This is a genomic window from Thioalkalivibrio sp. ALE28 (genome assembly GCF_000377425.1).
GTDB lineage: Bacteria > Pseudomonadota > Gammaproteobacteria > Ectothiorhodospirales > Ectothiorhodospiraceae > Thioalkalivibrio.
Genome location: NZ_KB898109.1, coordinates 1 through 22,689, shown reverse-complemented (window position 1 = coordinate 22,689; position 22,689 = coordinate 1). Strand labels below are relative to the sequence as shown.

The following is a 22,689-nucleotide window of genomic DNA, read 5'->3' as shown; positions in this document are numbered from 1 at the left end:
GTTTGAGGATTTTTCGTAGTCGCCACGGCCGGGAATCAGAAGACTGTGGCTCACGCTAACGCCTCGGAGTCACACGCCATGCACAGGACCCTTGTCGCGCTCGCTACGGGCGTGGTGATGATCACCCTCACACCGGCGGCCCTGGCCGACCGCGATGCGGAACGCGAGAGCCTGAGCCGACTCGCTCACGAGATCCAGGCCCTGCACGCGCTGGTTGATCAGGCTGAAGCCCATGCCGACCCCGACGCACGGATCCGCTTCCAGTACGACTGGCTGCGCCACGACCTGGAGCGGGTGCAGGCCGGCATTGAGGAGCACCTCCGGGCACCGCGCGCCCAACCGCGCCGGGTCGAGCCCCTCAGTGGTGATTACCGCCGGTGAGCGGGAATGCCGCCAGTCAGTTCGAGCAGTGGGCCGGCGCGAGTGGCGCCGACCTGGGGCTCGCGATCGCCACCATTGTCGCGGTCACCTATCTGATCTGGCTCATGTGGGTCGTGATGGGCCAATTCCGCGCCTGGAGCGACCGCGAGACGCCCATGTTCGACCTGATTTGGGTCTCTGTACGGGCCGCCGTGGTGGTGATGCTCGTGGGTTATTTCATCCGTCCATAGGAGGACTTTTCCGATGCTCAAGACCTGTAAACGACACCTGGCCCGCGCCCACCACCTCTTCTTGGCCGGTCTGGTGATCGCGATCCACTCCACGCCCGCCTGGGCGCAGAACCTGCCGACGGCACCCGAGCCCGACGGGGGATTCGAGGACGGCAACTGGATCGACCTCATGCGCGGCTACCTCTACGAGGGAGCGACCCTCCTCGGGACGCTGATCGCCGTCGCCTCCTTCCTGTGGGTCTCCTGGACCGCGCTGACCAAGTTCAACGAGGCGCGTCAGGGCAAGGCCGAATGGGGCGAGGTCGGTCTGCTCGGCGTGGTGGGTGCTGTGATCCTCCTCGTCCTGAGCTTCTTCGTCACTCAGGCCATGTCGATCATGGAGTAATGCCGCGTGGCGACGCCCGGACTCGAAAACCGAATGGCCGAGCGGCTGAACGAGGAGCCGCCCATCTTTCGCGGCTGCTCCTCCAGTGAGCTGCTCGCCATTCTCGTGCTGGCCTCGATCGGTTGGCTGCCCGTCGGGATCCTGGTCGGTGTCGTGATCGGCGCTCCGATGATGGGCGTCGGAATCGCGGCAATCGGCGTGCTGGGGTCCGTATTCATCACCGCCACGATCTTTCAGAAGATCAAGCGGGGCCGCCCCACCGGCTACTACCAACAACGCGCCATGCTCGCCCTTCACCGGAGCGGCCTGCGCAAGGTCCCGGTGACGCTGCGCAGCGGGACCTGGGACCTGGGGAGACGTTCGTGAGATACCGCAAGGAACTCGACAGCGCCCGATCGCACATCAACACCCTCCGGGGCGTCATTGCCGTCATGGCAGTCGTGGCCCTCGGCCTGTGGTTTGGATGGCAGCAGGCCCCCGACCGCCTGACCGTGCACATCCCCCCGGATCTTCGGACCGGCGGGGTTCTGGAAGCCGGAGAGGTGCATCCCGCGTCGGTGTACACCTTCGCGTTCTACATCTGGCAGCAGGTCCATCGCTGGCCCGAGGACGGGCGTGCGGACTACCCGGACAACCTGTGGTCGCTGCAGGCGTTCCTGACGCCACGGTTTCAGCAAACCCTCGAAGCGGACCGAGAACAGCGCGAACGGCGCGGTGAGCTGCGGGATCGCAGCCGGTTCATCCGGGAGATCGACGGCCTGCGCTACACCCCGGACCGCGTGCAGGCCACGGGGGACGGGACGTGGACCGTATGGCTGGACGTGGAGGTCGAGGAGCGCATCGACGGCGAGCGCGTCAAGCAGGTCTTCATCCGCTACCCCCTGCGGGTGGTCGCCTACGACATCGACCCTGAATCGAACCCCTGGGGACTCGCCCTCGCGGGCTTCGTCCAAGATCCCTATCGCATCGACCCGGAGGAGGAGCAGTAATGCGCCCGATCCTCGCCATTGCCCTTATCGCGGCCCTCGCGGGGCCGGTGTCGGCCACCGCCGGCGACAGCCCCGACCGCATTACGTGGGACGGAGCGCCCGTCCAGGTCACCCTGCCCGTGGGGCAGGAGCGGCTGATCCGCTTCCCTGCAGGGCACGTCCGCGTGGGGCTTCCACCCCACATCGATGACCAGGTCCGCGTGTTCTCGAACGACGGGATCGTCTATCTCAAGGCGCAATCCTCGTTCGGCCCCGCCCGCGCCGTCATTGCCGATGTCGAATCCGGGGCGACGTTCATGCTCGACCTTTCGGCCGAAGACGGCGCCCGCGCCAATGAGGTCGTCATTCATCGGCCGGGGAGTCGGCGGGACCACGCGACGGACGTCCCCGACGCCGAACCCGACCACCAAAACCTGGACTACGTGGCGCTGACGCGATTCGCGTCCCAATCCCTGTATGGCCCCAGCCGGCTCGCACCGCAGATGCCTGGCGTGCGCCAGGTTTCGCTGAACCAGGAACCGGTCCGCCTGGTCCGGGGCGCGGCCGTCACCGCCGAACCGCTCGCGGCCTGGCGCGGCGGGCGCTGGTACGTCACCGCCGTCAAGCTACGCAACGCCACGGAATCCCCGGTGACGCTCGACCCCCGAGACCTGCGGGGCGACTGGCTGACGGCCACCTTTCAGCATGCACGGCTGCACCCGGCCGGCCACGAAGCCGACACAACCGCCGTGTATGTCGTGTCGGACCGCCCCTTTGACGAGAGCTTTTGGGGGGTGCGCTGATGGTTTCCACCAAGGGCAATCGACTTCTGCCGATCATCGGCCTGGCCGTTGGCGCATTGATGATCCTGGTGATGCTGCGCTCCTGCGGTACCGAGCCGACGGCCGAGGCGCCGGACTCGCTGGACCAGCGGCAGGCGGCGGCGCAACCGGACGCGGACACGGCCACCGACACCATCCGCACCCTGACGGCCGAGCAGCGCGAGACGCGCCGACAGCTGCGGGAACTGCGCGAGGACAACCAGCGGATGCGCGAGCAGCTGGCCGAGGAAGCGCGGCAGGAGCCGGATCCGGAACGCCAAAACCACCTGGAGGGACTCCTCGGGCGCATGGACCAGCTCAGCTCCCGCGTACAGGACATGGGCCAGCAGCTGGAGCAGCGGGAAGAAGAGGATCCCGACCTGGTGCCCGGGAGCGACATCCCGATCGGGCTGGGTATCCGGGAGGACGAGGCCCCGGTTATCCGGGACCGCACGCGCACGGCCGAACCAGAATCCGCCGACACCCTTCGTTGGACGAATCCCGTCGGCTACGACCCCGAAGAAGAAGGGGGCGGCCTCCTCGATCGCGGCCGTTCCGCGGCCGGCACCATCCGGGATCGCGGCGCCGCCGGCGTGGAGCACGCCCGCGACACGGCGGCGCGCGCCACCGGCACGGATACGCCGGAGGAAGATCCCCGGTACACGGTGCCGCGCAATTCGACCCTGATGGGCTCGACCGCCATGACGGCCCTGATCGGGCGCGTACCGCATGGTGGAACGGTCGAGGACCCCGTGCCGTTCAAGGTGATCGTCGGCGAGCGCAACCTGGCCGCCAACGACATCGAGATCCCCAATATCGAAGGGATGATCTTCTCCGGGACCGCGATGGGCGACTGGACGCTGTCCTGTGTCCGGGGCTCGGTGGAGTCGGTCACCTTCGTCTTTCAGGATGGCACCGTTCGCACTCTGCCGGATCCCGATGGGGACTCCAGCGACACCCTCGGCTGGATCTCCAACGAGCAGGGCGTGCCCTGCATCCCGGGCGATCGCATTTCCAATGCACCGGCCTACCTGGCACAGGCCACCGGCATCGTGACGGCACAAGCCGCTGCGGACGCCGCCGCTGCCGCTCAGACCACGCAGATCGTGGGTCAGGAGGGGTTCACACAGAACATCGTCACCGGCGATACCGGGCAGTTCATCGCCGGCCGCGCGGCATCCGATGCCGCCCGCGAAGTCGCGCAGTGGCTGCGGGAACGCCAGGAAAGTCACTTTGATGCGGTCTTCGCCCCCGCCGGCGAGACGGTCGCCATCCACCTCGACCGGGAACTGAGGATCGATTATGAACTTGAAGGCAGAAGGGTCTCCCATGAAGCGTTCGAGCGCCGCTCTACCCATCGCACTCTTGATTAGTGCGGTCCTGACCGCCGGTTGCGCCTCCACTTCGGCGGACAAGGTGATCCCGAAGGACGGGCCCACCATGGACGAGGTGTACGAAGGACACTTCGAGTCCATGGGGCGCACCGATGTCGATGCCGCGCGTCAGGCGCTGCAACAGCCGATCGGCCGAGACGTCCAGGACGGCACGGCGGATCTCGCGGGCTACACCCGGTCCGCACACGACGAAATCGAAACCCGTTTCAGTCGGGTGCCCAATCCGACCCTGGTGATGTTCGTCTACCCGCACCTGGCCGGTCGCGACGAGGTGCCCGTGCCCGGGTATTCGACGTCGTTCCCGATGTATGACCGCCACCACTACGCACTCCCCGGAGAGGCGGGAGCCCGATGATGCTGAAAATGCTCACCTCGCTCCTCCCCGGCCGTTCGGCCAGGGATGAAGACGAGAATCAGGGGCCCGACCCGAACCTGGGCGGGTCGCGTCCGGTGACGCAGGCCGAGGTCAAGGACCTCTACCGCCGGCCCAACTCGTTCACGGACCTGTTGCCGTGGACGGACTACGACCCGGCGACTCAGGTGTTTCTCCTGGAAGACCGCAACAGCGTCGGTGCGCTGTTCGAGCTGATCCCGGCCAGCTCCGAGGCGCGCACGCCCGAGTACATGGAGGACCTGCGCCAGCAGATCCAGGGCGCGCTGACCGATTCGGTTCCCGAAGTGGACGGGTCCCCGTGGGTGCTGCAGGTGTTCGTGCAGGACGATCCCGCGCTGGGCGGGGTCACCGACCATATCCGGTCCTACTCCCGCGAGCGGTCCGAAGACAATCCGTTTCGGGACTCCTACCTCGCGGAGGTGGACGACCATCTGCACCGGATCTCGCAGGAGGGCGGTCTTTTCGTCGATCAGCAGGTCACCGGCGGCGCGTGGCGCGGGCAGAAACGCCGCGTGCGCGCATGCCTGTACCGCCGCTCCGTCTCGGGCGATCTGTCTCCCGAGGAGACGCTCAACCAGGTGGCCGCCCAATGGGCGACCTCCCTGGAGGCCGTTGGAGTCGGCGTGAAGCGTTGCAAGGCGCAGGACCTGTACGAATGGCTCGTCCCGTGGTTCAACCCCCGCCCCGAGGTGGCCGATGGCGACCCGGAGAAGCTGCTGAACGTCGCCCCCTATCCGGGGGACGAGGATCTCCCGTTCGGCCGCGACCTGGCCGAACTGTTCACCTATTCGATGCCGGTGTCGGATGCCGAGGCCGGCGTCTGGCGCTTCGACGGGATGCCCCATGCGGTGCTGAACGTCCAGAGTCTGCGGCAAGCCCCCAAGACCGGGCATTTCACGGCGGAACGCCAGGCCGGCGAGAACATCTATGCGCTGTTCGACCGTGCCCCCGAAGGCACGATCCTCTCGGTCACGATCACCATCCAGCCGCAGGACCAGGTCTCCAACCATATCGGGCAGATCCACGCCGCGTCCCGTGGGGACAACATCGAATCCCGGCTGGCACTGGAGGAGGTGGAGACCGCGCAGGAAGAACTCGCGCGCGGCAACAAGCTCTACCCCACCCAAATCGCTTTCTATATCCGCGCGGAGGACGACACGCAGCTGGTGCGTCGGCGCAACGAGCTGGCCTCGCGTCTGGTGGCGAACGGTCTGCAGATCATCACCCGAGAGGCCGAGCTGCTCCCGCTGGACACCTATCTGCGCGCGCTCCCGATGGCCTATGACCCGGCCCTGGAGCGCGTCACGCGCCGGAGCCGCTACGTGTATGCCGACCACCTCGCCGCCCTGCTCCCCCTCTACGGCCGCACGAAGGGGACGGACCACGCCGGGTTTCTGTTCTACAACCGGGGCGCCGAGCCCCTCATGTTCGATCCGCTGCATCCCTCGGACCGGAAGAAGAACGCCCACGCGTTGATCCTCGGCCCCACCGGGGCCGGCAAATCCGCCCTGCTCACCTATCTGATCCTCCAGATGGTGGCGGTCTATCGGCCCCGGATCTTCATCATCGAGGCCGGCAACTCGTTCGGTCTGCTGGGACAGTACCTGGACCACCGGGGCGTCTCGGTCAATCAGGTCTCCCTTACCCCCAAGGAGCGGGTCAGCCTGCCGCCGTTCGCGGCGGCGACCCAGCTCCTCGATGACCCCCAGGTAGACAAGAAGATCGAGGAAGACGCCCCCGACGAGGACGAGGAGGACGACATCGAGGAGGGACGCGACCTGCTCGGCGAAATGCAGATCGCGGCCAAAATTATGATCACCGGTGGCGATCCTCGCGAGGAGGCGCACATGCGCCGCCCGGACAACACCGCCATCGCCAACGGCATCCTCCGTGCCGCCAAGAACGTTCGCGCCGCAGGGCGCGAACAGGTCCTGACCGAGGACGTGGTCGCCGGGTTGCACGAGGTCGCGAAGGAGGAAGATTCCCCCGAACGCCGCAAGCGCGTCAGCGAAATGGCGCAGTCCATGGAGGTGTTCTGTCACGGGTTCGCCGGCAAGGTCTTCAACCGGGCCGGCGAGCGCTGGCCGGAGGCCGACGTAACGATCGTCGATATGGGGATCATGGCGCGCGAGGGCTACGAGGATCAGCTCACGGTGGCCTACGTCGGCCTGATGAACCATATCAACGACCTGGTCGAGCAACACCAGCACTCCGAACGCCCGACCCTCGTGCTCACCGACGAGGGGCACATGATCACGACCAATCCGTTGCTTGCGCCCTACGTCGTCAAGATCACGAAGATGTGGCGAAAGCTCGGGGCCTGGTTCTGGATCGCTACGCAGAACCTGGAGGACTTCCCGGATGCGTCCCGGAAGATGCTCAACATGATGGAGTGGTGGATGTGCCTGGTGATGCCGAAGGAGGAGATCGAACAGATCGCCCGCTTCAAGGACCTCACCAGCGAACAGAAGAGCCTGCTGCTCGGAGCCCGCAAGGAACCCGGCAAGTACGTCGAGGGCGTGGTCCTGGCCGACCAGGTGGAAACGCTGTTCCGCAACGTCCCACCCCCGATCGCCCTGGCCCTGGCGATGACCGAGAAGCACGAGAAATCGGAGCGCCGAAAGATCATGGACGAGCTGGGGTGCTCGGAAGTCGAAGCCGCCGAAGAAGTCGCGCGCCGGATCGGAGGGGACGCGCCGTGATCAATCAACACACCCTTTGGGCCGGCGACTTTGCCTGGACCGAATGGCTGCTGGTCGCCGGGGGGCGCAAAGGCCTGTTCCTGATGCCCGAGAACAAGGGCGGCCCGGAACGACTGGAGATCCACACCCTCCCGCTGCAGGGCGAGGGACAGCTGATCCACAAGGGCGGCTGGCTCACCGATGCCCAGCGCGACGTCGTTCTGATGCAGCTGACCGTGCACGGGCGCACCCCTGCGACACTGGCCCGCGAGTTCGAGCAGGGCGAGGTGCTCGCGGGCCCGCTGCGGGATCTGGCGATCCGCCTGGCTGAGGCAGAAGGCCGCGTGTGCGAGCGCATGCTGAACGAGCCTCAGCGCCGCTTCCGGGCACAGCTTCACCTTCCCTCGACATCCAGCGCAGGAGGCCGCTCATGCGACGAATGATGGCCGTTCTACTCCTGGTGGGGATAGGCCCCGTCAGCGCCGACCCGGGGCAGATCGAGGTCTTCGTGACCACCGGTACGACCGTATCCACCACGCCGGCCGACCGCCGGGGGATCCACATCGAGATCCATCATGTGGACGCCGTGGACCGAGCCACGGAGGCCCTGAGTCAGGGGCTTCCAGCCGACCCCGAGGCCGCGGCCGCGATCGCCCAGGAGCGCCTGGACGCCCGGGCGCATCGGGATCTCGAAGCCGCCTACGATCCGCTGCTGCGCGCCTATCGCCTGAACATTGAACAAGTACCGGCCATCGTCTTCGACGGCCAGGCCGTGGTGTATGGCACAACGGATCTCGCGCGCGGCCTGCGCGAGTATGAACGGTGGCGGCCATGATCCGGGGGTCCATGCGCAGCACCGGCGCCGGGATGGTGGCCGCGCTCTGCCTGCTGGTGGGGAGCCCCGCGAAGGCCGAGGACCCGGACACCATTAGTACCTCCGAGATCACTTCACAGACGAGCAGCGCCCTCTCGTCCTGCCTGAATTGGGAGATCATCGGGGTCTGTCTGTGGCTACGCTGCACCATTACCGGGTGCAGCGTGGTCACCACCGAGCGGATCCGGCACTACGTCCCGGACGCCGTCATTTCGGCCTACCAGAACACCGGCGAAAACCCGTGGGCCGAGATCCGGGGAGCGCTGGGGTCCGCACAGGAATCCGCCGCCGAATCGATCCTGTCGTTCGATGCCTTCGTGGGAGGCGGGAACACGCTGGAGGGGCGCCATTCCCGCGATGCCCGTCAGCTTCGATTCAAGGAAGCGGATGTAGTCGGGCACCCCTTCATGGAGATCCTGGAGTACATCGACGTCCCGTACATTTGTCCGGGCGCGGCCACGGCCGAAGCCTTCCACCCCTACTACCAGTCCGCGACCAGCGTACTCGCCTGGCGCTACGCGGTGCCCGAAATGTTCTACATCGAGTCCCTCCGGGAGGGTGAACGGGAGATCGGAGAGTGGGACGACTACACCTGGGGCGCGGTGTATCCCCGCTCGGGTTACGTCTCCCAGCCGGAGGATGCCAAGGCCGCCGCGATCGTCGCGCAGCGGGCGGGCGACATCACCACCCGGGAAGACCAGTCGGGGCACGTCTATGAACAGCTCCCGGGCGACGACGTGGTGCATGAGGACGGTTACCGCGTGTGGCTCCCCCCCGAACTGGTGGAGCGGGACGAAGAGACCGGCACGTTCCAGATGCACATGCCCACGGACACCAACGCCTGCGAGGTGTTCGGGGAAGATGACACCGAGGACAAGGACGGCTGGTCCAGTGACAAGACCAACCTCAAGGGCAACTACGTCTGGACGCTCTGGCGACCGTACAACTGCTGCGAAATCGGGGGCCAGGTGTACCTCGGCTCCGTCACGTTCTAGGAGACGACCCATGCCGATCCGAAAAAGCCTGATCGCTGCGGCAACCTGCGTCGCACTGGCGGGGCCGGGTACGGCCCAGGCCCTCGTGCCATCCGAAGACGGGATCTGGTACTACGAGGTGGGCGGCGCAGAACCCATTTCCAATGCCCCAAACCCCACGGTCACTACGACCCGGCTGGCCTTCGGAGCGGAGGCCAGTGCGGGGTATAGCTGTGGCAGCTTCGATCCCCTTCTAAGCATCGAGAACACCCTGAACGAAGTCGCTCAGGGCATGGAAGACATGGTCGATCAGATGGTCCAGGCCGCGACGAACGCGATCGCCTCCCTGCCGGCCATGGTCCTCCAGAGGTCCAATCCCGGGCTGTACGACCTGTTCCAGAACAACCTGCTGCGCGCCGAGGAAGAGCTGTCGCTCGCGACACAGAGCTGCGAGGAAATGGAAGCCGCCATCGCCGACGGCCGCAACCCCTATCAGGAGTGGGTCACGCTCTCGAAGGGCGATGACTGGCGCGCGGCCATGGGCTCCGGGGGCGACATCGTGCAGGTCCAGGAGGAGATTGATCAGAACGCCGGGAACGATGGGGCCGAATGGATCGGGGGCCGCCGGGGCGGACAGGGACAGGAGCCGATTGACGTGATCAGCGATACCGTCAAAGCGGGCTACAACATCACCCTGGACCGGCCTCCGAACGCCGGAACACCCTATGTCGGATCCGGTGACCCGCCCCTTCTCGCACGGACCTGGAACACCCCGCAGGAGGCGCAGGAGTGGGCAACCCGGGTGCTCGGGGACAAACACATCCGCACCTGCCAGGGATGTTCGAGCGAGACCACCCCCGGTGTGGGACTGTTACCCATCCTCGAAGAAACCAACCAGCAGGTCCGCGAGGATCTGATGCAGCTCGTTTCGGGCGCGACCAATCCGACGCGGAGCAATCTGCGCGACGTCTCGGCCCCCGGCGTGGGGGTGTCGCGCGGCCTGATCGAGGCGCTGCGTGAACTCCCGGAATCCGACCGGATGGTGGCGACGGGACGGCTGGCACAGGAAGTCGCGACCGCGCGCACGATGGAGCAGGCCCTCCTGACCCGCCGCATGCTGCTGAGCGGGCGGAAGGCACCGGAGATCGACGCGGCCGGTGTCGCCCGCGAAGACATCCGCGACGGCGTCGAGGAGATCACCTCCGAGATCGACACGCTGATGATGGAGATCGAGGCGCGTCAGGCCGTGGTGTCGAATACGGCCGGGTCGATCCTGCGTGAAGCACAACGCCGCGCCCGCGCCTCCAGCGGCACCCCATCCCCGCAACCGATCGAGACCGCCCCAATCCGTGGCGGCGTGGTGCCACAGCCATGATTTCGCGAATCCCGCGCCACCTCCTGATTGGGGTCGCGGCCGCCTTTGCGATCGTCATCGTGGCGGGGCTCGCGTGGAACATGATCGAAGGGGCGGAGGCGGTGCGGGCCCGCCTCGATCGCACTGAGTGGCTGCTGGCCGGTTGGCGCTGGCTGCTGATCGCGGCGGTCGTGCTGGGTTGGCGGTATTGGGTGACCTGGCTCGGCGGGCACCTGCCGCCGGAGTCGCAACAACGTCTGGTGGACGCACGCTGGAGAGTCGCGGCCTGGCTCGTGATCCTGGAAATCCTGCTGGGGCAGAACCTGCTGGGCCGCGCCGTGGAGTTAGTGGTATGACCGTTGGGCATCCCCTCGAAGCATTCACCACCATTTTCGGGTGGATGCAGTTTCAGAACCTGTGGGACATCCTCGTGTTTTCGGGGATCGCGTTCATCCCCTTTCTGATCATCGTGATCCGAGCCTTCGTGGACAACTACACCGGACAGGAGGCCAAGGCCGGGAGCCGGAAGTCCGTCCACATGATGGAGGTCGAGATCGTCAAGGCGCTCTCGGTCGTCGTGCTGGCTGCACAGCCGATCTGGCCCCTCACGCTCAGTGAGCTGGAGTTTGAGAACACCTGCAATCAGACACCAGGCATTTCCGGCATCGAAGACACCACCTACTCGGACGCCTTCGATCTCACGAACGCGTCGGTGCCGGTCTGGTGGTACGGGACGATGGCGATCTCGAAGGGGATCACCGGCGCGGCGATCGCCGGTATCGGGTGCCCGGAAGAAATGGTGCGCACCCGCCTGACAATCGATGAACAGCGGATCTCGGATCCCGAAGTAGCGCAGAACGTCCAGCGGTTCACGAATGAGTGCTTTATCCGGTCCCGCTCTCGATTCCAGCGAGAGCGGCCGGACGTCGATTCACTGCTGGCTACGCACGGCACGGACGATCCCGAGTTCATCGGTTCTCGGGTATACCTGCAAACCGAAGGATTCTATGACCGCTATAGGGCCGAAAGCCCCGTACACGGCTTCGACTACAACCCGGCCCGAGACGATCCAGATTACAACGAGGGCGCGGAGCCGCCTTACGGCCGCCCGTCCTGCGAGGACTGGTGGAGCGGGAATGGAGGACCCGGGTTGCGGCAGCAGATCCTGGATGAAATGGAAACCAGCACCTTTGAGGGGATCCGGGACCGGGTATCCGGATTCTTCGGGACCTCGGACGAGGAGATCGAAGACCGAATGATCCGCCGGATGGTCGATCAAGCGGCAGTCAACGCCCCAATCGCCTCCAGTGAACTTACCAATACCGACACGGGGGCCGGATGGTTCTCCCAGATCGCAGTAGGATTCGGGCTCGGGCAGCAGGAAATGTTCTCGCACGGGCCTCTGATGCTCACCATCCGCGAGGCCGCGCCCATCGTGCAGAGCTTCCTGCTCATGGGGATCTACATGCTGCTCCCCATTCTGCTCGTGTTGTCGCTGTACTCCTGGGGTCCGGTTTTCATCGCGACGGCCTCGATCCTCACGATCACGTTCTGGACCTACCTCTGGACCATCAGCCGCTGGCTGGAGGACAACATTATGGCAGCGTTGTATCCATCCACGGGCAGCTACATGGCGTCGAGTTTCGGGTCTCTGCTGTCTTCTGATGGGGGGACAAAAGCAAGCATCATCCACATGACAATCGGGTTCCTGCACATCGGTCTACCGCTGCTGTTCAGCGTGCTCGTGGGATGGGCAGGCTTTAAGGTCCAAAGCGCTATGGGCGCTGCAGATCAGACCACCGGCGGCATAGACAAAGCTGGGGGTGCAGCCGGGACCGCTGCCGGGAGAAAAGTGATGGAAGGTAGCCGGCGTCGATAGTTTCGGCGTGCGTTGGAGGATGGGGCGCCTTTACCTGTGATGTTTCCATCCGAGTTGGGTCCACGAGTCGTCGGGTGCCTCGCGTCCCGGCGCGACGAAGCCGATATAGGTCCTGCCATCGAATCCTTCGATCTCCACGTCATTCCCATCCAAAGAGGGTTCAGGCGGTACATCGCCACTGCCAGCATTAGACTCGACTCCCACTGCCCCTGCGGCGACAACATCTAGGATGTCCTCGGACCGCAAACCCGGGAACAGGGCATCGCTCTCGCCATCATTCCGGGTCGTGTTTCGGCTAACCGCTTGCGCCACGCCCGCACTCAGTCCACCTGCCGCCACACCGAACTGTCGCACGCCGGCCTTCCAGCCTCGCCGGCGAATCGAAGTGACGAGCCCAACAGCCAGAAACAAGGCCAAGGGGGCAAGAATGAGCGTTGTAAGTACCAACATGGTTTATCCAGTCGTTTTCGTCCTTAACTACACCAGTAGCGCACGCCGGCGCGAGATTCAAGGCCCGGGGGACCAATCCACGACGCGCGGCACAAGCGGTTAAAGCTCAGGCTCCGCATCAGTAACCCGCCTCTTTCTGGTGCCGGAAGGCGAGGACATACACGGCATCGTCGGCCGGTTCGTGTCGGTACAGAGCCACAAATCCGGAGTCGCCGAAGGCAATCACCAACTCACGCAGTTCGGGGACTTCAGGATCCGGTCGCCCCATATCGGGGGCCGTTTCCAGCAGCAGGAATTGCCGCTCGATCGCCTGACCCGCGCGCCGGGCGGCATCCGGGGCTTTCGTGGCGAGAGAGCGCCTGCACCGCTCCAAACCTTCTACGGCGCCCGCAGTGACGATTACTCGTGGCACTCGGGCGCGGCCCCTTCATCGTCAGTGCCCCATGTGCTCAACCAGTCGCGGGCTTCCTGCCCGGTCAGGTGCTGGCCGGTTTCCCGGTAGGCCGACCAGGACGCCAGGGCTTCCTGCCTGAAGCTCTCGCGGGCCTCCTCGCGGTCAACGTACTGGCGGATGGCTTCGAGCATGATCCAGTGGGGCGACCGTCGGCGTTGGGTGGCCAGTTCCTGGAGGCGACCTTTCAATGCGTCATCGATTTTCAGGGACGTTGCCATGGTGGCCCTCGTATTACGTGGTATTACCTTTTACCAAGGTAGCTCGGTTTCGCCCCCGAGTCCACCCCGCCGACCACTGAACAGGCCGTCGCAAAAACGATCGTTTTCGAGAGGGTCGCGCCGAATCCAGCGACGCCACCCAATTGCTTGCGCCTAAGTGTCTCAAAACTGTGTCTTGAAACCCTGTGTCGCAGAACCTAGCATAGCGATGAGTTTCGAGAGACCATGCCTATGAAAGTCGGGTACGCGCGCGTTTCAACCCGGGACCAGGACCCATCGCTCCAGACCGATGCCCTGCGGGAGGCCGGGTGCGACCGGATCTACGAGGACCGTGCATCGGGAGCCCAGCGTGATCGCCCACAGCTTCGGGAGGCCCTAGATTACATGCGGCAGGGCGACGTCCTGGTGGTCTGGAGACTGGACAGGCTTGCACGATCCATGCGACAGCTCATCACCACTGTCGAGGACCTGGAGGAGCGTGGGGTCGAGTTCCAGTCCCTCACGGAATCCATCGACACCACGACGCCAGGCGGGAAGCTGGTCTTTCATGTGTTTGGCGCAGTGGCCGAGTTCGAGCGCTCCATCATGCAGGAGCGGACCCGTGCGGGCCTGGACGCCGCGCGCCAGCGTGGCCGTACCGGCGGCCGCCCCCCGGCGCTTACAAAAGACCAGCTCGCCTTTGCGTGGACAGTCCTTTCCCATTCCGATGCCCCCGTGCGGGAACTCGCCAAGCAACTGAGTGTTTCGCCCGCCACACTCTATCGCCACTTTCCCGGCGGCCGCGCCGCACTTCGTAACAATGGCGATGACTGAGATTCGCCTGCTCAAGGTCGCCCCTGATCGCAACCAATTTCGATTCTACCGGATGTTCATCCAGCGAGGGCTTTTCGGCGAGTATGCCGTGTGCCGCGAATGGGGCCGCATCGGGCACCCCGGAACCACTTGCGAAGACTGGTGCAGCACTGCGGACCAGGCCGAGGCGATACTCGGCCAAAGGGCCGCAGCCAAAGTCCGGCACGGCTACACCGGCTTGATGGGGAACGCAGCAGCCGCAAAGGGAAAGGCCCGGGAAGGGAATGGCATGAAGAATGGCAAGGGGCTTACCCGCAAAGGGCTGTCAGCAAGTCAAGCCAAACAGCGCCACACACATAGTGTCCGAACCAATCTCCTGTCAGGTCGCGCATCGAAGTTGCTCTTTTGGCTTCCTAACGTTGAAGCTCAGCCGCGCGGCTTCGCCGCGTCGGCTGGAGCGCCTTGTTCGGCAGGCGATCAAGCGACCTGCTGCACGACCTGCCGGAGACTTCCCTTCCGCGTTCCCCGCAGGCGCCGGCTTGCTCCATTCTTGACCTGGAATGCTTCATAGCTCCCGTCGCCGACGGGCCGAACTTCTATTCGGTACTGCCCGGATGCTACGCAGGCACTTCCAGCATCCCACCACCAGTCCTGCATTGAGGTCCTTACCTGCGTGAGCTTCGCTACTGCCTCTGAGACGGTAGAGGTGCGTTTGCTAGGATCTGGCGCAGTTAGTTCGTTCAAGCACCGTCTGGCGGCACCGGAGACCCACGGTGGTAAGGTCGAAAGATCTAGCAAATTCCCCGCACATGCTCGCCGCCCAATGACACCGTCGATGTACAGTGAACGCTCTACTTGGTCCCCAATTTCCTGATATTCCTTCCGCTCGCGCTTAGTGAGGTAGGCTTCCGGGTTATACGACAGCGTGCCCCCGAGTAACTGATACGTTATCAATCCGATCTGATATACGTCGCCGCACCTTCCATAAACGCCAGCGCCGAACGACTCCGGCGGGCGGTACAGGACGCTATGCCGAGACGCCTGTGTCGTCTCTTGCCCCTCGTTTAGGGCGCGGACGCTGCCGAAGTCGGCAATTCGGGGCGAACCTCTGTCGAAGACGATATTCCCCGGCTTCAGGTCTCGGTGCACCATCCGTTCCGCATGGATCGCGCTTACACCACGGCAGATGCCGATAGCGGCGTCAATCGCGCAGTCGACACTTGGCCGTGTCTCAATAAGATCATCCAAGTCCCCATCGTGGCAACGCGGTGTGACGAAATACCCCCACTCGTCCGACACCATGCGTGCATCTAGGATCGGCAGTACGTTGGGGGAATGTATAGCAGCCAACTGTCTCGGCTCGTCGTGCTGTCGCTCCCCCGGTTCGCCGCAATAGAATTTTAGAGCGACGGATTGACCAGATATGTTGTTCTCTGCGAAGAACAGGTAGCCGTTTGCGCCGCGATTATTCTCTTGGAAGTCCCGGTAGTCAGCGCTTAGAGCAGCAAGGCCGTCCTTGATCTCGTCAGGATAGTCGCACATAGCTTCTAGCCGACCCCCATCCGGAGAGCCGAGACCGCTGCCTTTAGCGCTGGCTGAAGGTAGGCGTACAGCGACGGGTCCTCGTCATCCGTCTTGTTAATCCGCTGTCCAGACACGAAGTCGGCGTCACAAGGCGCATTCGCGAGCAAAATCGCCTCCATCTTGAGTGATGCAGCGCCTGCCTGCATTCGCCCAGCCTCCGGCTTTCCTTTTATGGCCAACAGATCCGGGCCGACCTCATTGAGGAGCGTCTTAACTGCATCCTGGAAAGCCACTAGTGCGTTGCGATCGCGGGTTTCGCCTAGCGTCATCCGGCTCGACGTTATGACTTCGTAGCTGTCACCGTTCGAACGGATGACCACATAATTCATGTTAAATGACGAGAACTCGACTCCGAGAACCTTCACAGGCCTCTCCTAATTTTTGATTCGTTTCAGCTCCGAGGCCGAACAGTGTATTAGACAGAATCTGGGATATTGGCGCTATACAGATTCTGGATAACACCGACATGGCCGTGATATCCCGCAAGCAAGGCGCTCCATACCGTTCGGTTGCCAACGCGCGGATGGAAGCCCGCTTGGCGAACCGAATGGCTGGATCGCGGCGTGTCGCCGTTCGGCCCCCGGGCTGCCGAAACGAGCGCCAATGCCCTGAGGCGCTCGTTCATTGAGCGGGCCTCGTTGGGACGGTGCGTTGGTCGCCTGTCCCACCGGTCAGCAGGCGCAGGATCAGCAAAGCGAAGTCGCGTTGGCGTTCGGGGCCGTCGGGCTTGTCGGAGCCCACGTCGGAGACGGGCTTCAGGCCGTCGTAGTCCTCACCCTCTTCGCCGAGGTTCAGTTGGTGTTCGACGTGCTTGTTCAGGCGGTAGTGGGTCAGCTCCAATTCGGAGACGTCGATCGTGTCTTCTTCCAGATTTTCGGTGCGCAGCAGCGGGTGCAGGGCACGGGCATACACGCATAGGTGTTCCAGTTCGCGGTCTTCGAAGGCGACGATCTGGGAGAGGAACTCGTAGCTGCGTACAAAGCTTTGGAGGTTCTTGCGAAACAGCTCCAGCGTGGCGGTGGGGATGCCGTTGACGAACAGCACCAGATTCAGCCGCGGGTTGTACTCCCCGCTACACGCATGCGGCGAGGACGAGACCTTCGGCACCACGCGCAGGCGATTGGCGCGATAGCGGGCCAGGGCGTCGGGGTTCATGCCGTGGTCGGGCTTAAAGCTGCACAGACCCAGCTTCACGCCGGGCGCCTTCACCCCGTGGCGTAGGACATCCAGCGTGCCGCCGCGCTCCAGCTCGCGCGTCACCGCGCGCACCAGAGCCCGTTGCGGGTCCTGCGGGTTGTTCGCGGCGTCATAGCCGCCGGCCGGACCGGTCAGCCAGCCATCGGCGGTCATCGCGTCGATGATCTCCTGCTGGAACTGTGCTTCCTTGCTGTCCGCCATTCCGTTCCTTTGGCTCAGGGCTCTTCGGGGCTTGTATCCGCGGCTTCCGCGACCAACTGCTCCTGCCATTCGCCGTAGGATTGGCCGGTCTCCTCGCGCCTCCATTCAACGCGGCCGTTAGCCGTCCTCCCACTCACCATAGCAGCAGCCGCACTGGGGCTGGAGAATGCGTAGTCGCGGGCAAACTGCAGGATGCCGTCCCCGCCTTCGACCACCACACCCTCTTCGCAGAGTTGCTGATGCAGGCGCTGGTATCCGTGGGCTGGTCCCACCCACTCGGCCCGGGCCTGGGACCCCTCCAGTACGAAGAACTCGCCCTCCACCTCCTGCCCAAAGGCGGTGATCCCATGCTTGGGCAGCATCAACCGGAAACGGGGCGACGTGTCTTCGTCAGGGGAAGCGACAAGAGCACCGGCCACAACGTCCTTTGACGGTGGCCGGCTGGAGTCACGCAGAAACTCGAACCCCAAAACCGGCAAGACGGTGCGGATCTGTTCCAGGAAGAAGGCCATGTCGGCCTGGTCGGCCTCGGGCAGGCCGATGTAGTCGTGGCGGGTGCCGTTGACAAGGGTGCAACGGCCCACGCGCTGGGCCTGCTGGATCAGCAGGCTCTCCAAGACCTTCACGTGGGCCTTGGTCAGATTCTGGTCCTTGCTGGTGATCAGGCAGACCTTCTCCCAGAAGTCCTTGCCGCCCTGCTCCTCGGTGCGGTTGTGCTGCTTGAGCCGCTTGCCGACATCATCCGACTCGCCGATGTACACCTGCGGACGGGCGCTGTTCTCCGCATCCGGCCCCACCAGAAAGTACACGCCCGTACGGCCGCACTCCGGGCGCTGCACCAGCTCGCTCAGCTTGCCGCGCGGCCCGGTGAGCACATGCCCGGTCCAGTTCATGATCTCCGCCGTCAGCAGCCCGTGCGGCGTGCCATCCACCAGGAACAGGCGGATGCTGCGACCCTGGGTCATGACGCACCGCCTTGCGCTGAATAGCGGGCCTTGTCTTCGGCCACCATCGACAGATCCTGCTCCTCCAAGTGGTCTTCGACCGGATCAACGCGCACCTGCAGCAGCGGGGTCTGATACTGCGCGCAGACACGATGGTACACGCCACCCTGATCTCGGCCCCGCGTTCCACGAAGAACGGGGAGAAGGCGCGGCGCAATCAGGTCCCCGCGGCCGATCGGTACAAGGCCCAGTTGCGTTCGATCGTGGAGCATCCTTTCCATCATTTGGCGAAGAAACCTGTTCGGGTAACGCAAAGCGCGCTACCGGGGCCTCAAGAAGAACACCGCGCAGCTGCACAGCCTGTTCGCCCTGGCGAACCTGTACCGTGCGCGAAGATGGGGGCTGCTGCCGCAGGGGTAGTGTGTCCGCAGGACCGGAAATCGCCCCTGTAACCGCCAAGAACGGCGGTTACAGGGGCCCAGGCCGGCCGTAATGGCCCCAGTACCCTTCCAAAAACGCTTTGGCGGGGCACGGAGCCGGATGCGGGGGCGTTAATCAGCGTCTCCCTAGGTTGATGCCTCCCCGATTTATACCTCCAAGTACCACACATTCCACAGATAATCCGCTCATTCATCAAGTGGCACCGCAGCACTGATTTCAAGGTTTCCCGGTTTGCGGGCCGATTGGGAATGATTCGGATACGTGCTCCAAGAGGGGAAATACTCAGCCGACTGATCTCCCCATACGGACCAGCCGTCCCGAGGGCCACGGGCAAAAAGTTCGATATATGGACCTGGGCTGCATGACTCTACGATGTCATAGAATTCATCAGGTTTGCGGGAGTGTTCGCGCTTTCGTGTCGCGAGGTAATTCACCTGTCTTCGACCCGGCTGGAGGGTTCGTGCGTTCTTTCCTCTGACCCCGAACAGTACAAGTTCAGTAACATTTCGGAAATAGAATCCGACACCCCTCCCATCTGAGCCGCCGTCCTTCCGGACCTTATGCCAGACGATGTTGCTCTTATAGTTAAAGCCCCAAGCGGACATTACTTGCAATCCTTCAGGGAGCAAGGCATTAGGAACCCATAGATACAGGTGCGCAGGCTCATTCGCAATCGCGGAGACAGGCAAATCCATAATGTCACTTAAGCGCATGGTTCCATAGCGATTCAACCGCTTATGGCCCGGCGCAACTTTGCCGGTACGATTTTGGAACTCCCAAGGCGGGTCAGCAAGTATAGTGCTAAAGCGTTGCCCTCCATGCGCCTGCAGGAGTTCGGCTTTAGGGTCTACTACGTCGCTGATATCAATCTTGCTCATCATTATTCCAATCTTGGATTAGTTTTGGCGTTATGCCAAATACCAATACAGGGCACCCACCGTGTCTCCCTGCGTTGAGCCTGTAGAGAAGCTTGCCCATCCAGGTTGTACTCGCACCGTATTTTGACTTCACGCTTGGTTTGACGGTATTACCAAATTTGTCCAGCTGTGGAACCTTTCGAAATACAGGGTCCAATTTCTCGCTTCGTGTAAGCATAATTCCAGCGCTCACGAGGCCGCACTCATGAAAGGCGCGCATCGCGTAAAGGTCGCGATCAAAGGTCTGGTCTTTGCTGTTCCACTCTAAGTCGAATGCAACCCGGCCTTTGACGTAATCAATCTTATGCCCATCGATAAAGTTTTCGATTTGTCGCGGCTCCGATTCTAGCAGCTTGTTTTTTTGCACCGTTCCATCATCCAAAAAAGTTTCACTATGCTCCTGCATCCTCACCACGAGGTCACCACGGATTCGTGCTTCGACCCACCCGGCGGGGCGCAAGGTTGTCGAGATTTTTTTGGGAATTTCGGACTCGTTGCCGCCCGGCATACCAATATCCTGTTTAGTGATACGGAAACCTAAAAGGGCGCTTTCAATCTCTCTGAGTTCGTCGGGAAACGAGGTTGCGAGGAGGGCTGCTGCATGACGGTAGCTATAGACGTCGTACAGCTGCAGAACCTCTTCGCTAATGTAGGGCTCAATGTCTCCGAGTTCATCTGCAGTGACGCCCGGACAAAGGGCGACATCATCGGCAGTGGCCTCGGCGTTGCTCAGCACGCTGGTGTCTAGAGCCTGTTGCGCTGGATCTTGCTGTTGTCCCATGTAGAGTAGTCGCCGCCATTGTCTGCCTCCTGAACAGGCTGGTGATGGTAAAGCGGGGTTCCTGGCCCCAACCGGGAACCCCGCCACTAATTCAAGTCTGGACCGTGACTTCGTGCCGAACCGGCTACCGCCGCAAGGCTTGGAAGAGTTTCACGCCATCCTGACGGCCGTCCGTCAGCATGGCGTCCTTAGCCTCTGCCACTCCACGGCCGCAGCGTGTAAGCCAAGACGCGTATCGCGCACCTCTTGGATTGTCTCGGTTTCGGCCTCAGATGCCATGATCGCTTTCCTGTTTGGACCGAGCAGGCCATTCATCGAAGGGAAGCGTCGCCTGCTGGACGGCCATCGTTCGTTGCACGTAGTCCCGCATGAAATCTCGGATCAAAACAGATGCTGGTCGATCCGAGGCTTTTGCCGCCCGGAGAAAGGCGTCCTTCAGGTCGGCGTCCACGCGACAGGTGAAATTGGTTTGGTGCATTGCTAACCCCTTTGGGTACATGGCACTGACAATGCACTAACACTGCGAGTGAGGCAAGCGCCTGTGCCTCTTGCAAGGGGATGGGCAGAGGGGCGATCGCCCCGTGGACAACCTATTGAGAGATCACACCTAGGGACCACGTCAATGCGTCTGTCCGCAGACTGCGCTAACGACGTCTAGGTCGACGGTTCAACCGATTGCTTCGATGAGGGTGCGGTCGTCCGCGGCTGGCCGATTGACCCGCGCCGATACCGGGTGATACCTGAGCGCGGCCGGATCTAGGCGGACGGTCCTGGTGCGGATGTCCGCCGTATCGCTCAGCTCGGGATCGAGCCAGTCCCACCGGCACTCCACGTCCAGCACCAACGGCTTGCGGTCATGGATATGCGCAAGACGATCCGAAGCGGGTTCGGTGATGATCGCGCAGCAGGCCCCATCGTCGGTCGTGGGCTCCCAGATACCCGCCATCATCAGGATGTCCTGCGGCGCATTCTCGGCGAGCGTGATGTAGTACGGCTGCTTGCCCTGCTCGGTCTTTCGCCATTCGTACCAGCCATCGGCCAGCACGATGCACCGCCGGTGGGCGAACGCGGACCGAAAGTAGGGACTGGTGGCGACCTTCTCGGCCCGGGCATTGATGGGGCGCGGGCCACCCTCAACTCGCTTCGGCCGAAAGCCCCAGAGCATCGGCTGGAAGGCGGCAGGCGTATCCTCGCCGGCCTTAAACGCTTCGAGGTCAGTACCGGGCGCAACGTTGTACCGCGGTGCGTCGAACCCCGCGTCAACCGGCACCTGGAAGTACCGTATAGCCAGCGCGCTGGTCGCACTGTAGCGCGTCATTCGGCCACACATAGAACCATCCCTCGGAAACCCCGCCAGTTGTGCCTCGTAGGGACGAGGTTATCGGATCCATATGTGAAAAACAGGGTGCGGCCATTCAGGGATCCCCTCGGAATTCGGTTTCGATCCCGAGCACCATGCGCTTGGTCCCCCACAAGAATTGCCTATGCTGCGCCTATTTCGCCGTCGAGAGCCCGCCTCACAACCGCCAACGGGCACGCCCCGCGAAGGCCTCCTTCCAGTCCAGACAGCCGAGCAACTGCTGCAGGTACCACATCGTCAGGCGCTGCTTCGCCAAATCGCCAACCTGCTGGCCTTGCCAGCGGGCTGCTCCAGCGAGTACGTGGTGTCTGCGATAGAGCGGTACGCCGCGTTCGTCCAGGCAGCGCCGGCGTCCGAGGTACACCACCACTCCGGCCGAGGGGGCATGCTGGACCACGGCCTCGAAGTCGTGCTCAAGGCGCTGCAGATCCGCCGGGGGTACGTCCTGCCACCCAGGGCGGAACCCGAGCGGCTGTCACACGAGGCGGACGCGTGGTCCTACGGCGTCTTCTCCGCCGCCGTGCTGCGCGACGTGGGCAAGCCCGTGGTCGACCAGGAGATCGTCCTGTACGACACCTTGGGCAACCGCCTGGGGCGCTGGGAACCCTGGCACGGGCAGATGGAGGATGCGGGGGCGCTGGGACAGATCCTCCTGCAGGCCGACCGTGAGTCGGTGGCGCGGAACTTGGGCGGCGAATCATCGGACCGACTGCCCACGCCGACAAAGCCGCTTCACGAGAAGTTGATGACATCGCTTCGGCACCTATTGAGCAGCGAAGATCTGCCGCTGAACCGCAATGGGGCGGCAGGCTGGCGCACGGAGTCGGATCTGTGGCTCGTGTCGAAGCGCGCAGCCGACGCGCTGCGGGCACAGCTCCGCGAGGAGGGGCATTCCGGCATTCCTTCAAACAACGACCGGATCTTCGACACGCTGCAGGAGCACGGACTGTTGGTCGCCAATGGGGATCGGGCCATCTGGAGGGCTCGGGTTGCCGGTGACGGCTGGTCGCACGAG

27 protein-coding genes and 2 pseudogenes are annotated in these 22,689 nt (G+C 63.6%); 19 read left to right on the top strand and 10 right to left on the bottom strand.

What is annotated here, in order from left to right:
- The first annotated feature begins 78 nt into the window (after positions 1–78).
- The 15 genes from D105_RS0113125 (at position 79) to D105_RS0113055 (ending at position 12,335) form a co-directional block, all read left to right on the top strand.
- Positions 79–381 carry an RAQPRD family integrative conjugative element protein gene (locus D105_RS0113125; protein WP_038032979.1) on the top strand — a complete coding sequence of 101 codons (303 nt, stop codon included), beginning with the start codon at positions 79–81 and terminating at the stop codon, positions 379–381.
- The gene (locus tag D105_RS0113120; protein ID WP_018878697.1) at positions 378–611 is read left to right on the top strand and encodes a DUF3262 family protein; all 234 of its coding nucleotides are present in this window, start codon (positions 378–380) and stop codon (positions 609–611) included. Before D105_RS0113125 ends, D105_RS0113120 begins: the two co-directional genes overlap by 4 nt.
- Positions 612–624: 13 nt before the next feature.
- Entirely contained in the window at positions 625–996 is a 372-nt protein-coding gene (locus tag D105_RS0113115; protein ID WP_018878696.1) for a TIGR03745 family integrating conjugative element membrane protein, read from the top strand.
- Positions 997–1,029: 33 nt separating this feature from the next.
- A complete protein-coding gene (locus tag D105_RS0113110; RefSeq protein ID WP_018878695.1) occupies positions 1,030–1,362 on the top strand; it encodes a TIGR03750 family conjugal transfer protein in 333 nt (110 codons plus the stop codon).
- Positions 1,359–1,985 (top strand): PFL_4703 family integrating conjugative element protein, encoded by a 627-nt coding sequence (locus tag D105_RS0113105; protein ID WP_017926572.1) that lies wholly within the window; start codon positions 1,359–1,361, stop codon positions 1,983–1,985. Before D105_RS0113110 ends, D105_RS0113105 begins: the two co-directional genes overlap by 4 nt.
- On the top strand, positions 1,985–2,767 hold the full coding sequence (locus D105_RS0113100) for a TIGR03749 family integrating conjugative element protein (protein ID WP_018878694.1): 783 nt from the start codon (positions 1,985–1,987) through the stop codon (positions 2,765–2,767). Before D105_RS0113105 ends, D105_RS0113100 begins: the two co-directional genes overlap by 1 nt.
- A complete protein-coding gene (locus D105_RS0113095) occupies positions 2,752–4,158 on the top strand; it encodes a TIGR03752 family integrating conjugative element protein (RefSeq protein ID WP_018878693.1) in 1,407 nt (468 codons plus the stop codon). The genes D105_RS0113100 and D105_RS0113095 overlap by 16 nt, the downstream gene beginning before the upstream one ends.
- Positions 4,151–4,534: a TIGR03751 family conjugal transfer lipoprotein gene (locus D105_RS0113090; protein WP_018168724.1), complete on the top strand. Its 384-nt coding sequence runs from the start codon at positions 4,151–4,153 to the stop codon at positions 4,532–4,534. Before D105_RS0113095 ends, D105_RS0113090 begins: the two co-directional genes overlap by 8 nt.
- The gene (locus D105_RS0113085) at positions 4,534–7,275 is read left to right on the top strand and encodes a conjugative transfer ATPase (RefSeq protein ID WP_026280500.1); all 2,742 of its coding nucleotides are present in this window, start codon (positions 4,534–4,536) and stop codon (positions 7,273–7,275) included. Before D105_RS0113090 ends, D105_RS0113085 begins: the two co-directional genes overlap by 1 nt.
- Positions 7,272–7,697 carry a hypothetical protein gene (locus D105_RS0113080; RefSeq protein WP_018878691.1) on the top strand — a complete coding sequence of 142 codons (426 nt, stop codon included), beginning with the start codon at positions 7,272–7,274 and terminating at the stop codon, positions 7,695–7,697. Before D105_RS0113085 ends, D105_RS0113080 begins: the two co-directional genes overlap by 4 nt.
- Positions 7,694–8,089, top strand: coding sequence for a TIGR03757 family integrating conjugative element protein (locus tag D105_RS0113075; protein WP_018878690.1), 396 nt, complete (start codon positions 7,694–7,696; stop codon positions 8,087–8,089). The genes D105_RS0113080 and D105_RS0113075 overlap by 4 nt, the downstream gene beginning before the upstream one ends.
- Before the next feature lie 11 nt (positions 8,090–8,100).
- Entirely contained in the window at positions 8,101–9,123 is a 1,023-nt protein-coding gene (locus D105_RS0113070; protein ID WP_026280499.1) for a TIGR03756 family integrating conjugative element protein, read from the top strand.
- Between the two features lie 85 nt (positions 9,124–9,208).
- Positions 9,209–10,477, top strand: coding sequence for an integrating conjugative element protein (locus D105_RS0113065; protein WP_026280498.1), 1,269 nt, complete (start codon positions 9,209–9,211; stop codon positions 10,475–10,477).
- A complete protein-coding gene (locus D105_RS0113060) occupies positions 10,474–10,812 on the top strand; it encodes a hypothetical protein (RefSeq protein WP_018878687.1) in 339 nt (112 codons plus the stop codon). The genes D105_RS0113065 and D105_RS0113060 overlap by 4 nt, the downstream gene beginning before the upstream one ends.
- Positions 10,809–12,335, top strand: a complete 1,527-nt coding sequence (locus D105_RS0113055) for a conjugal transfer protein TraG N-terminal domain-containing protein (protein ID WP_018878686.1) — start codon at positions 10,809–10,811, stop codon at positions 12,333–12,335. The genes D105_RS0113060 and D105_RS0113055 overlap by 4 nt, the downstream gene beginning before the upstream one ends.
- Before the next feature lie 568 nt (positions 12,336–12,903).
- Here the strand turns inward: D105_RS0113055 and D105_RS0113050 are convergent.
- Complete coding sequence (locus D105_RS0113050; RefSeq protein ID WP_018878685.1) at positions 12,904–13,158, bottom strand: type II toxin-antitoxin system RelE/ParE family toxin; 255 nt, start codon at positions 13,156–13,158, stop codon at positions 12,904–12,906.
- Positions 13,159–13,184: 26 nt separating this feature from the next.
- Positions 13,185–13,457: a CopG family ribbon-helix-helix protein gene (locus D105_RS0113045; RefSeq protein ID WP_018878684.1), complete on the bottom strand. Its 273-nt coding sequence runs from the start codon at positions 13,455–13,457 to the stop codon at positions 13,185–13,187.
- 231 nt (positions 13,458–13,688) lie between these two features.
- Here D105_RS0113045 and D105_RS0113040 point away from each other — a divergent pair, with 231 nt between their 5' ends.
- Positions 13,689–14,270 (top strand): recombinase family protein, encoded by a 582-nt coding sequence (locus D105_RS0113040; RefSeq protein ID WP_026280497.1) that lies wholly within the window; start codon positions 13,689–13,691, stop codon positions 14,268–14,270.
- Entirely contained in the window at positions 14,257–14,820 is a 564-nt protein-coding gene (locus D105_RS14945; RefSeq protein WP_369772647.1) for a WGR domain-containing protein, read from the top strand. The genes D105_RS0113040 and D105_RS14945 overlap by 14 nt, the downstream gene beginning before the upstream one ends.
- Here the strand turns inward: D105_RS14945 and D105_RS0113035 are convergent.
- The 4 genes and pseudogenes from D105_RS0113035 to D105_RS0113020 form a co-directional block, all read right to left on the bottom strand.
- Positions 14,727–15,791, bottom strand: a complete 1,065-nt coding sequence (locus D105_RS0113035) for a protein kinase (RefSeq protein WP_026280496.1) — start codon at positions 15,789–15,791, stop codon at positions 14,727–14,729. The genes D105_RS14945 and D105_RS0113035 overlap by 94 nt on opposite strands.
- Before the next feature lie 5 nt (positions 15,792–15,796).
- Positions 15,797–16,198 carry a DUF3010 family protein gene (locus tag D105_RS0113030; RefSeq protein ID WP_018878682.1) on the bottom strand — a complete coding sequence of 134 codons (402 nt, stop codon included), beginning with the start codon at positions 16,196–16,198 and terminating at the stop codon, positions 15,797–15,799.
- Between the two features lie 601 nt (positions 16,199–16,799).
- Positions 16,800–17,231 (bottom strand): annotated as a pseudogene (locus D105_RS14940) (type I restriction endonuclease subunit R); the annotation flags it as partial.
- A gap of 14 nt (positions 17,232–17,245) precedes the next feature.
- On the bottom strand, positions 17,246–18,196 hold the full coding sequence (locus D105_RS0113020; RefSeq protein WP_018878680.1) for a GIY-YIG nuclease family protein: 951 nt from the start codon (positions 18,194–18,196) through the stop codon (positions 17,246–17,248).
- Between the two features lie 59 nt (positions 18,197–18,255).
- Between D105_RS0113020 and D105_RS15400 the strand changes: the two are divergent.
- Positions 18,256–18,595 (top strand): annotated as a pseudogene (locus D105_RS15400) (transposase); the annotation flags it as partial.
- Positions 18,596–18,801: 206 nt separating this feature from the next.
- Here the strand turns inward: D105_RS15400 and D105_RS14930 are convergent.
- The 4 genes from D105_RS14930 to D105_RS0113000 form a co-directional block, all read right to left on the bottom strand.
- Positions 18,802–19,494 carry an MT-A70 family methyltransferase gene (locus D105_RS14930; protein WP_081619322.1) on the bottom strand — a complete coding sequence of 231 codons (693 nt, stop codon included), beginning with the start codon at positions 19,492–19,494 and terminating at the stop codon, positions 18,802–18,804.
- Positions 19,481–20,314, bottom strand: coding sequence for a BglII/BstYI family type II restriction endonuclease (locus tag D105_RS14925; RefSeq protein ID WP_081619321.1), 834 nt, complete (start codon positions 20,312–20,314; stop codon positions 19,481–19,483). Before D105_RS14925 ends, D105_RS14930 begins: the two co-directional genes overlap by 14 nt.
- Positions 20,315–20,582: 268 nt before the next feature.
- The gene (locus tag D105_RS14295) at positions 20,583–20,792 is read right to left on the bottom strand and encodes a CopG family ribbon-helix-helix protein (protein WP_018878677.1); all 210 of its coding nucleotides are present in this window, start codon (positions 20,790–20,792) and stop codon (positions 20,583–20,585) included.
- 189 nt (positions 20,793–20,981) lie between these two features.
- Positions 20,982–21,632, bottom strand: coding sequence for an SOS response-associated peptidase (locus tag D105_RS0113000; RefSeq protein WP_018878676.1), 651 nt, complete (start codon positions 21,630–21,632; stop codon positions 20,982–20,984).
- Positions 21,633–21,798: 166 nt separating this feature from the next.
- Between D105_RS0113000 and D105_RS14290 the strand changes: the two genes are divergently transcribed.
- Positions 21,799–22,689: TraI domain-containing protein (locus D105_RS14290; protein ID WP_038032982.1), on the top strand; the 891-nt coding region annotated here is incomplete at its 3' end.

What these genes read in the sequence shown, in the direction of transcription:
- D105_RS0113125 (WP_038032979.1), top strand. Translation starts at nt 79, where the DNA reads ATGCACAGGACCCTTGTCGCGCTCGCTACGGGCGTGGTGATGATCACC.
- D105_RS0113115 (WP_018878696.1), top strand. Translation starts at nt 625, where the DNA reads ATGCTCAAGACCTGTAAACGACACCTGGCCCGCGCCCACCACCTCTTC.
- D105_RS0113110 (WP_018878695.1), top strand. Translation starts at nt 1,030, where the DNA reads ATGGCCGAGCGGCTGAACGAGGAGCCGCCCATCTTTCGCGGCTGCTCC.
- D105_RS0113100 (WP_018878694.1), top strand. Translation starts at nt 1,985, where the DNA reads ATGCGCCCGATCCTCGCCATTGCCCTTATCGCGGCCCTCGCGGGGCCG.
- D105_RS0113085 (WP_026280500.1), top strand. Translation starts at nt 4,534, where the DNA reads ATGCTGAAAATGCTCACCTCGCTCCTCCCCGGCCGTTCGGCCAGGGAT.
- D105_RS0113075 (WP_018878690.1), top strand. Translation starts at nt 7,694, where the DNA reads ATGATGGCCGTTCTACTCCTGGTGGGGATAGGCCCCGTCAGCGCCGAC.
- D105_RS0113070 (WP_026280499.1), top strand. Translation starts at nt 8,101, where the DNA reads ATGCGCAGCACCGGCGCCGGGATGGTGGCCGCGCTCTGCCTGCTGGTG.
- D105_RS0113060 (WP_018878687.1), top strand. Translation starts at nt 10,474, where the DNA reads ATGATTTCGCGAATCCCGCGCCACCTCCTGATTGGGGTCGCGGCCGCC.
- D105_RS0113055 (WP_018878686.1), top strand. Translation starts at nt 10,809, where the DNA reads ATGACCGTTGGGCATCCCCTCGAAGCATTCACCACCATTTTCGGGTGG.
- D105_RS0113045 (WP_018878684.1), bottom strand. Translation starts at nt 13,457, where the DNA reads ATGGCAACGTCCCTGAAAATCGATGACGCATTGAAAGGTCGCCTCCAG.
- D105_RS0113040 (WP_026280497.1), top strand. Translation starts at nt 13,689, where the DNA reads ATGAAAGTCGGGTACGCGCGCGTTTCAACCCGGGACCAGGACCCATCG.
- D105_RS14945 (WP_369772647.1), top strand. Translation starts at nt 14,257, where the DNA reads ATGGCGATGACTGAGATTCGCCTGCTCAAGGTCGCCCCTGATCGCAAC.
- D105_RS0113035 (WP_026280496.1), bottom strand. Translation starts at nt 15,791, where the DNA reads ATGTGCGACTATCCTGACGAGATCAAGGACGGCCTTGCTGCTCTAAGC.
- D105_RS0113020 (WP_018878680.1), bottom strand. Translation starts at nt 18,196, where the DNA reads ATGACCCAGGGTCGCAGCATCCGCCTGTTCCTGGTGGATGGCACGCCG.
- D105_RS14930 (WP_081619322.1), bottom strand. Translation starts at nt 19,494, where the DNA reads ATGAGCAAGATTGATATCAGCGACGTAGTAGACCCTAAAGCCGAACTC.
- D105_RS14925 (WP_081619321.1), bottom strand. Translation starts at nt 20,314, where the DNA reads ATGGGACAACAGCAAGATCCAGCGCAACAGGCTCTAGACACCAGCGTG.
- D105_RS14295 (WP_018878677.1), bottom strand. Translation starts at nt 20,792, where the DNA reads ATGCACCAAACCAATTTCACCTGTCGCGTGGACGCCGACCTGAAGGAC.
- D105_RS0113000 (WP_018878676.1), bottom strand. Translation starts at nt 21,632, where the DNA reads ATGACGCGCTACAGTGCGACCAGCGCGCTGGCTATACGGTACTTCCAG.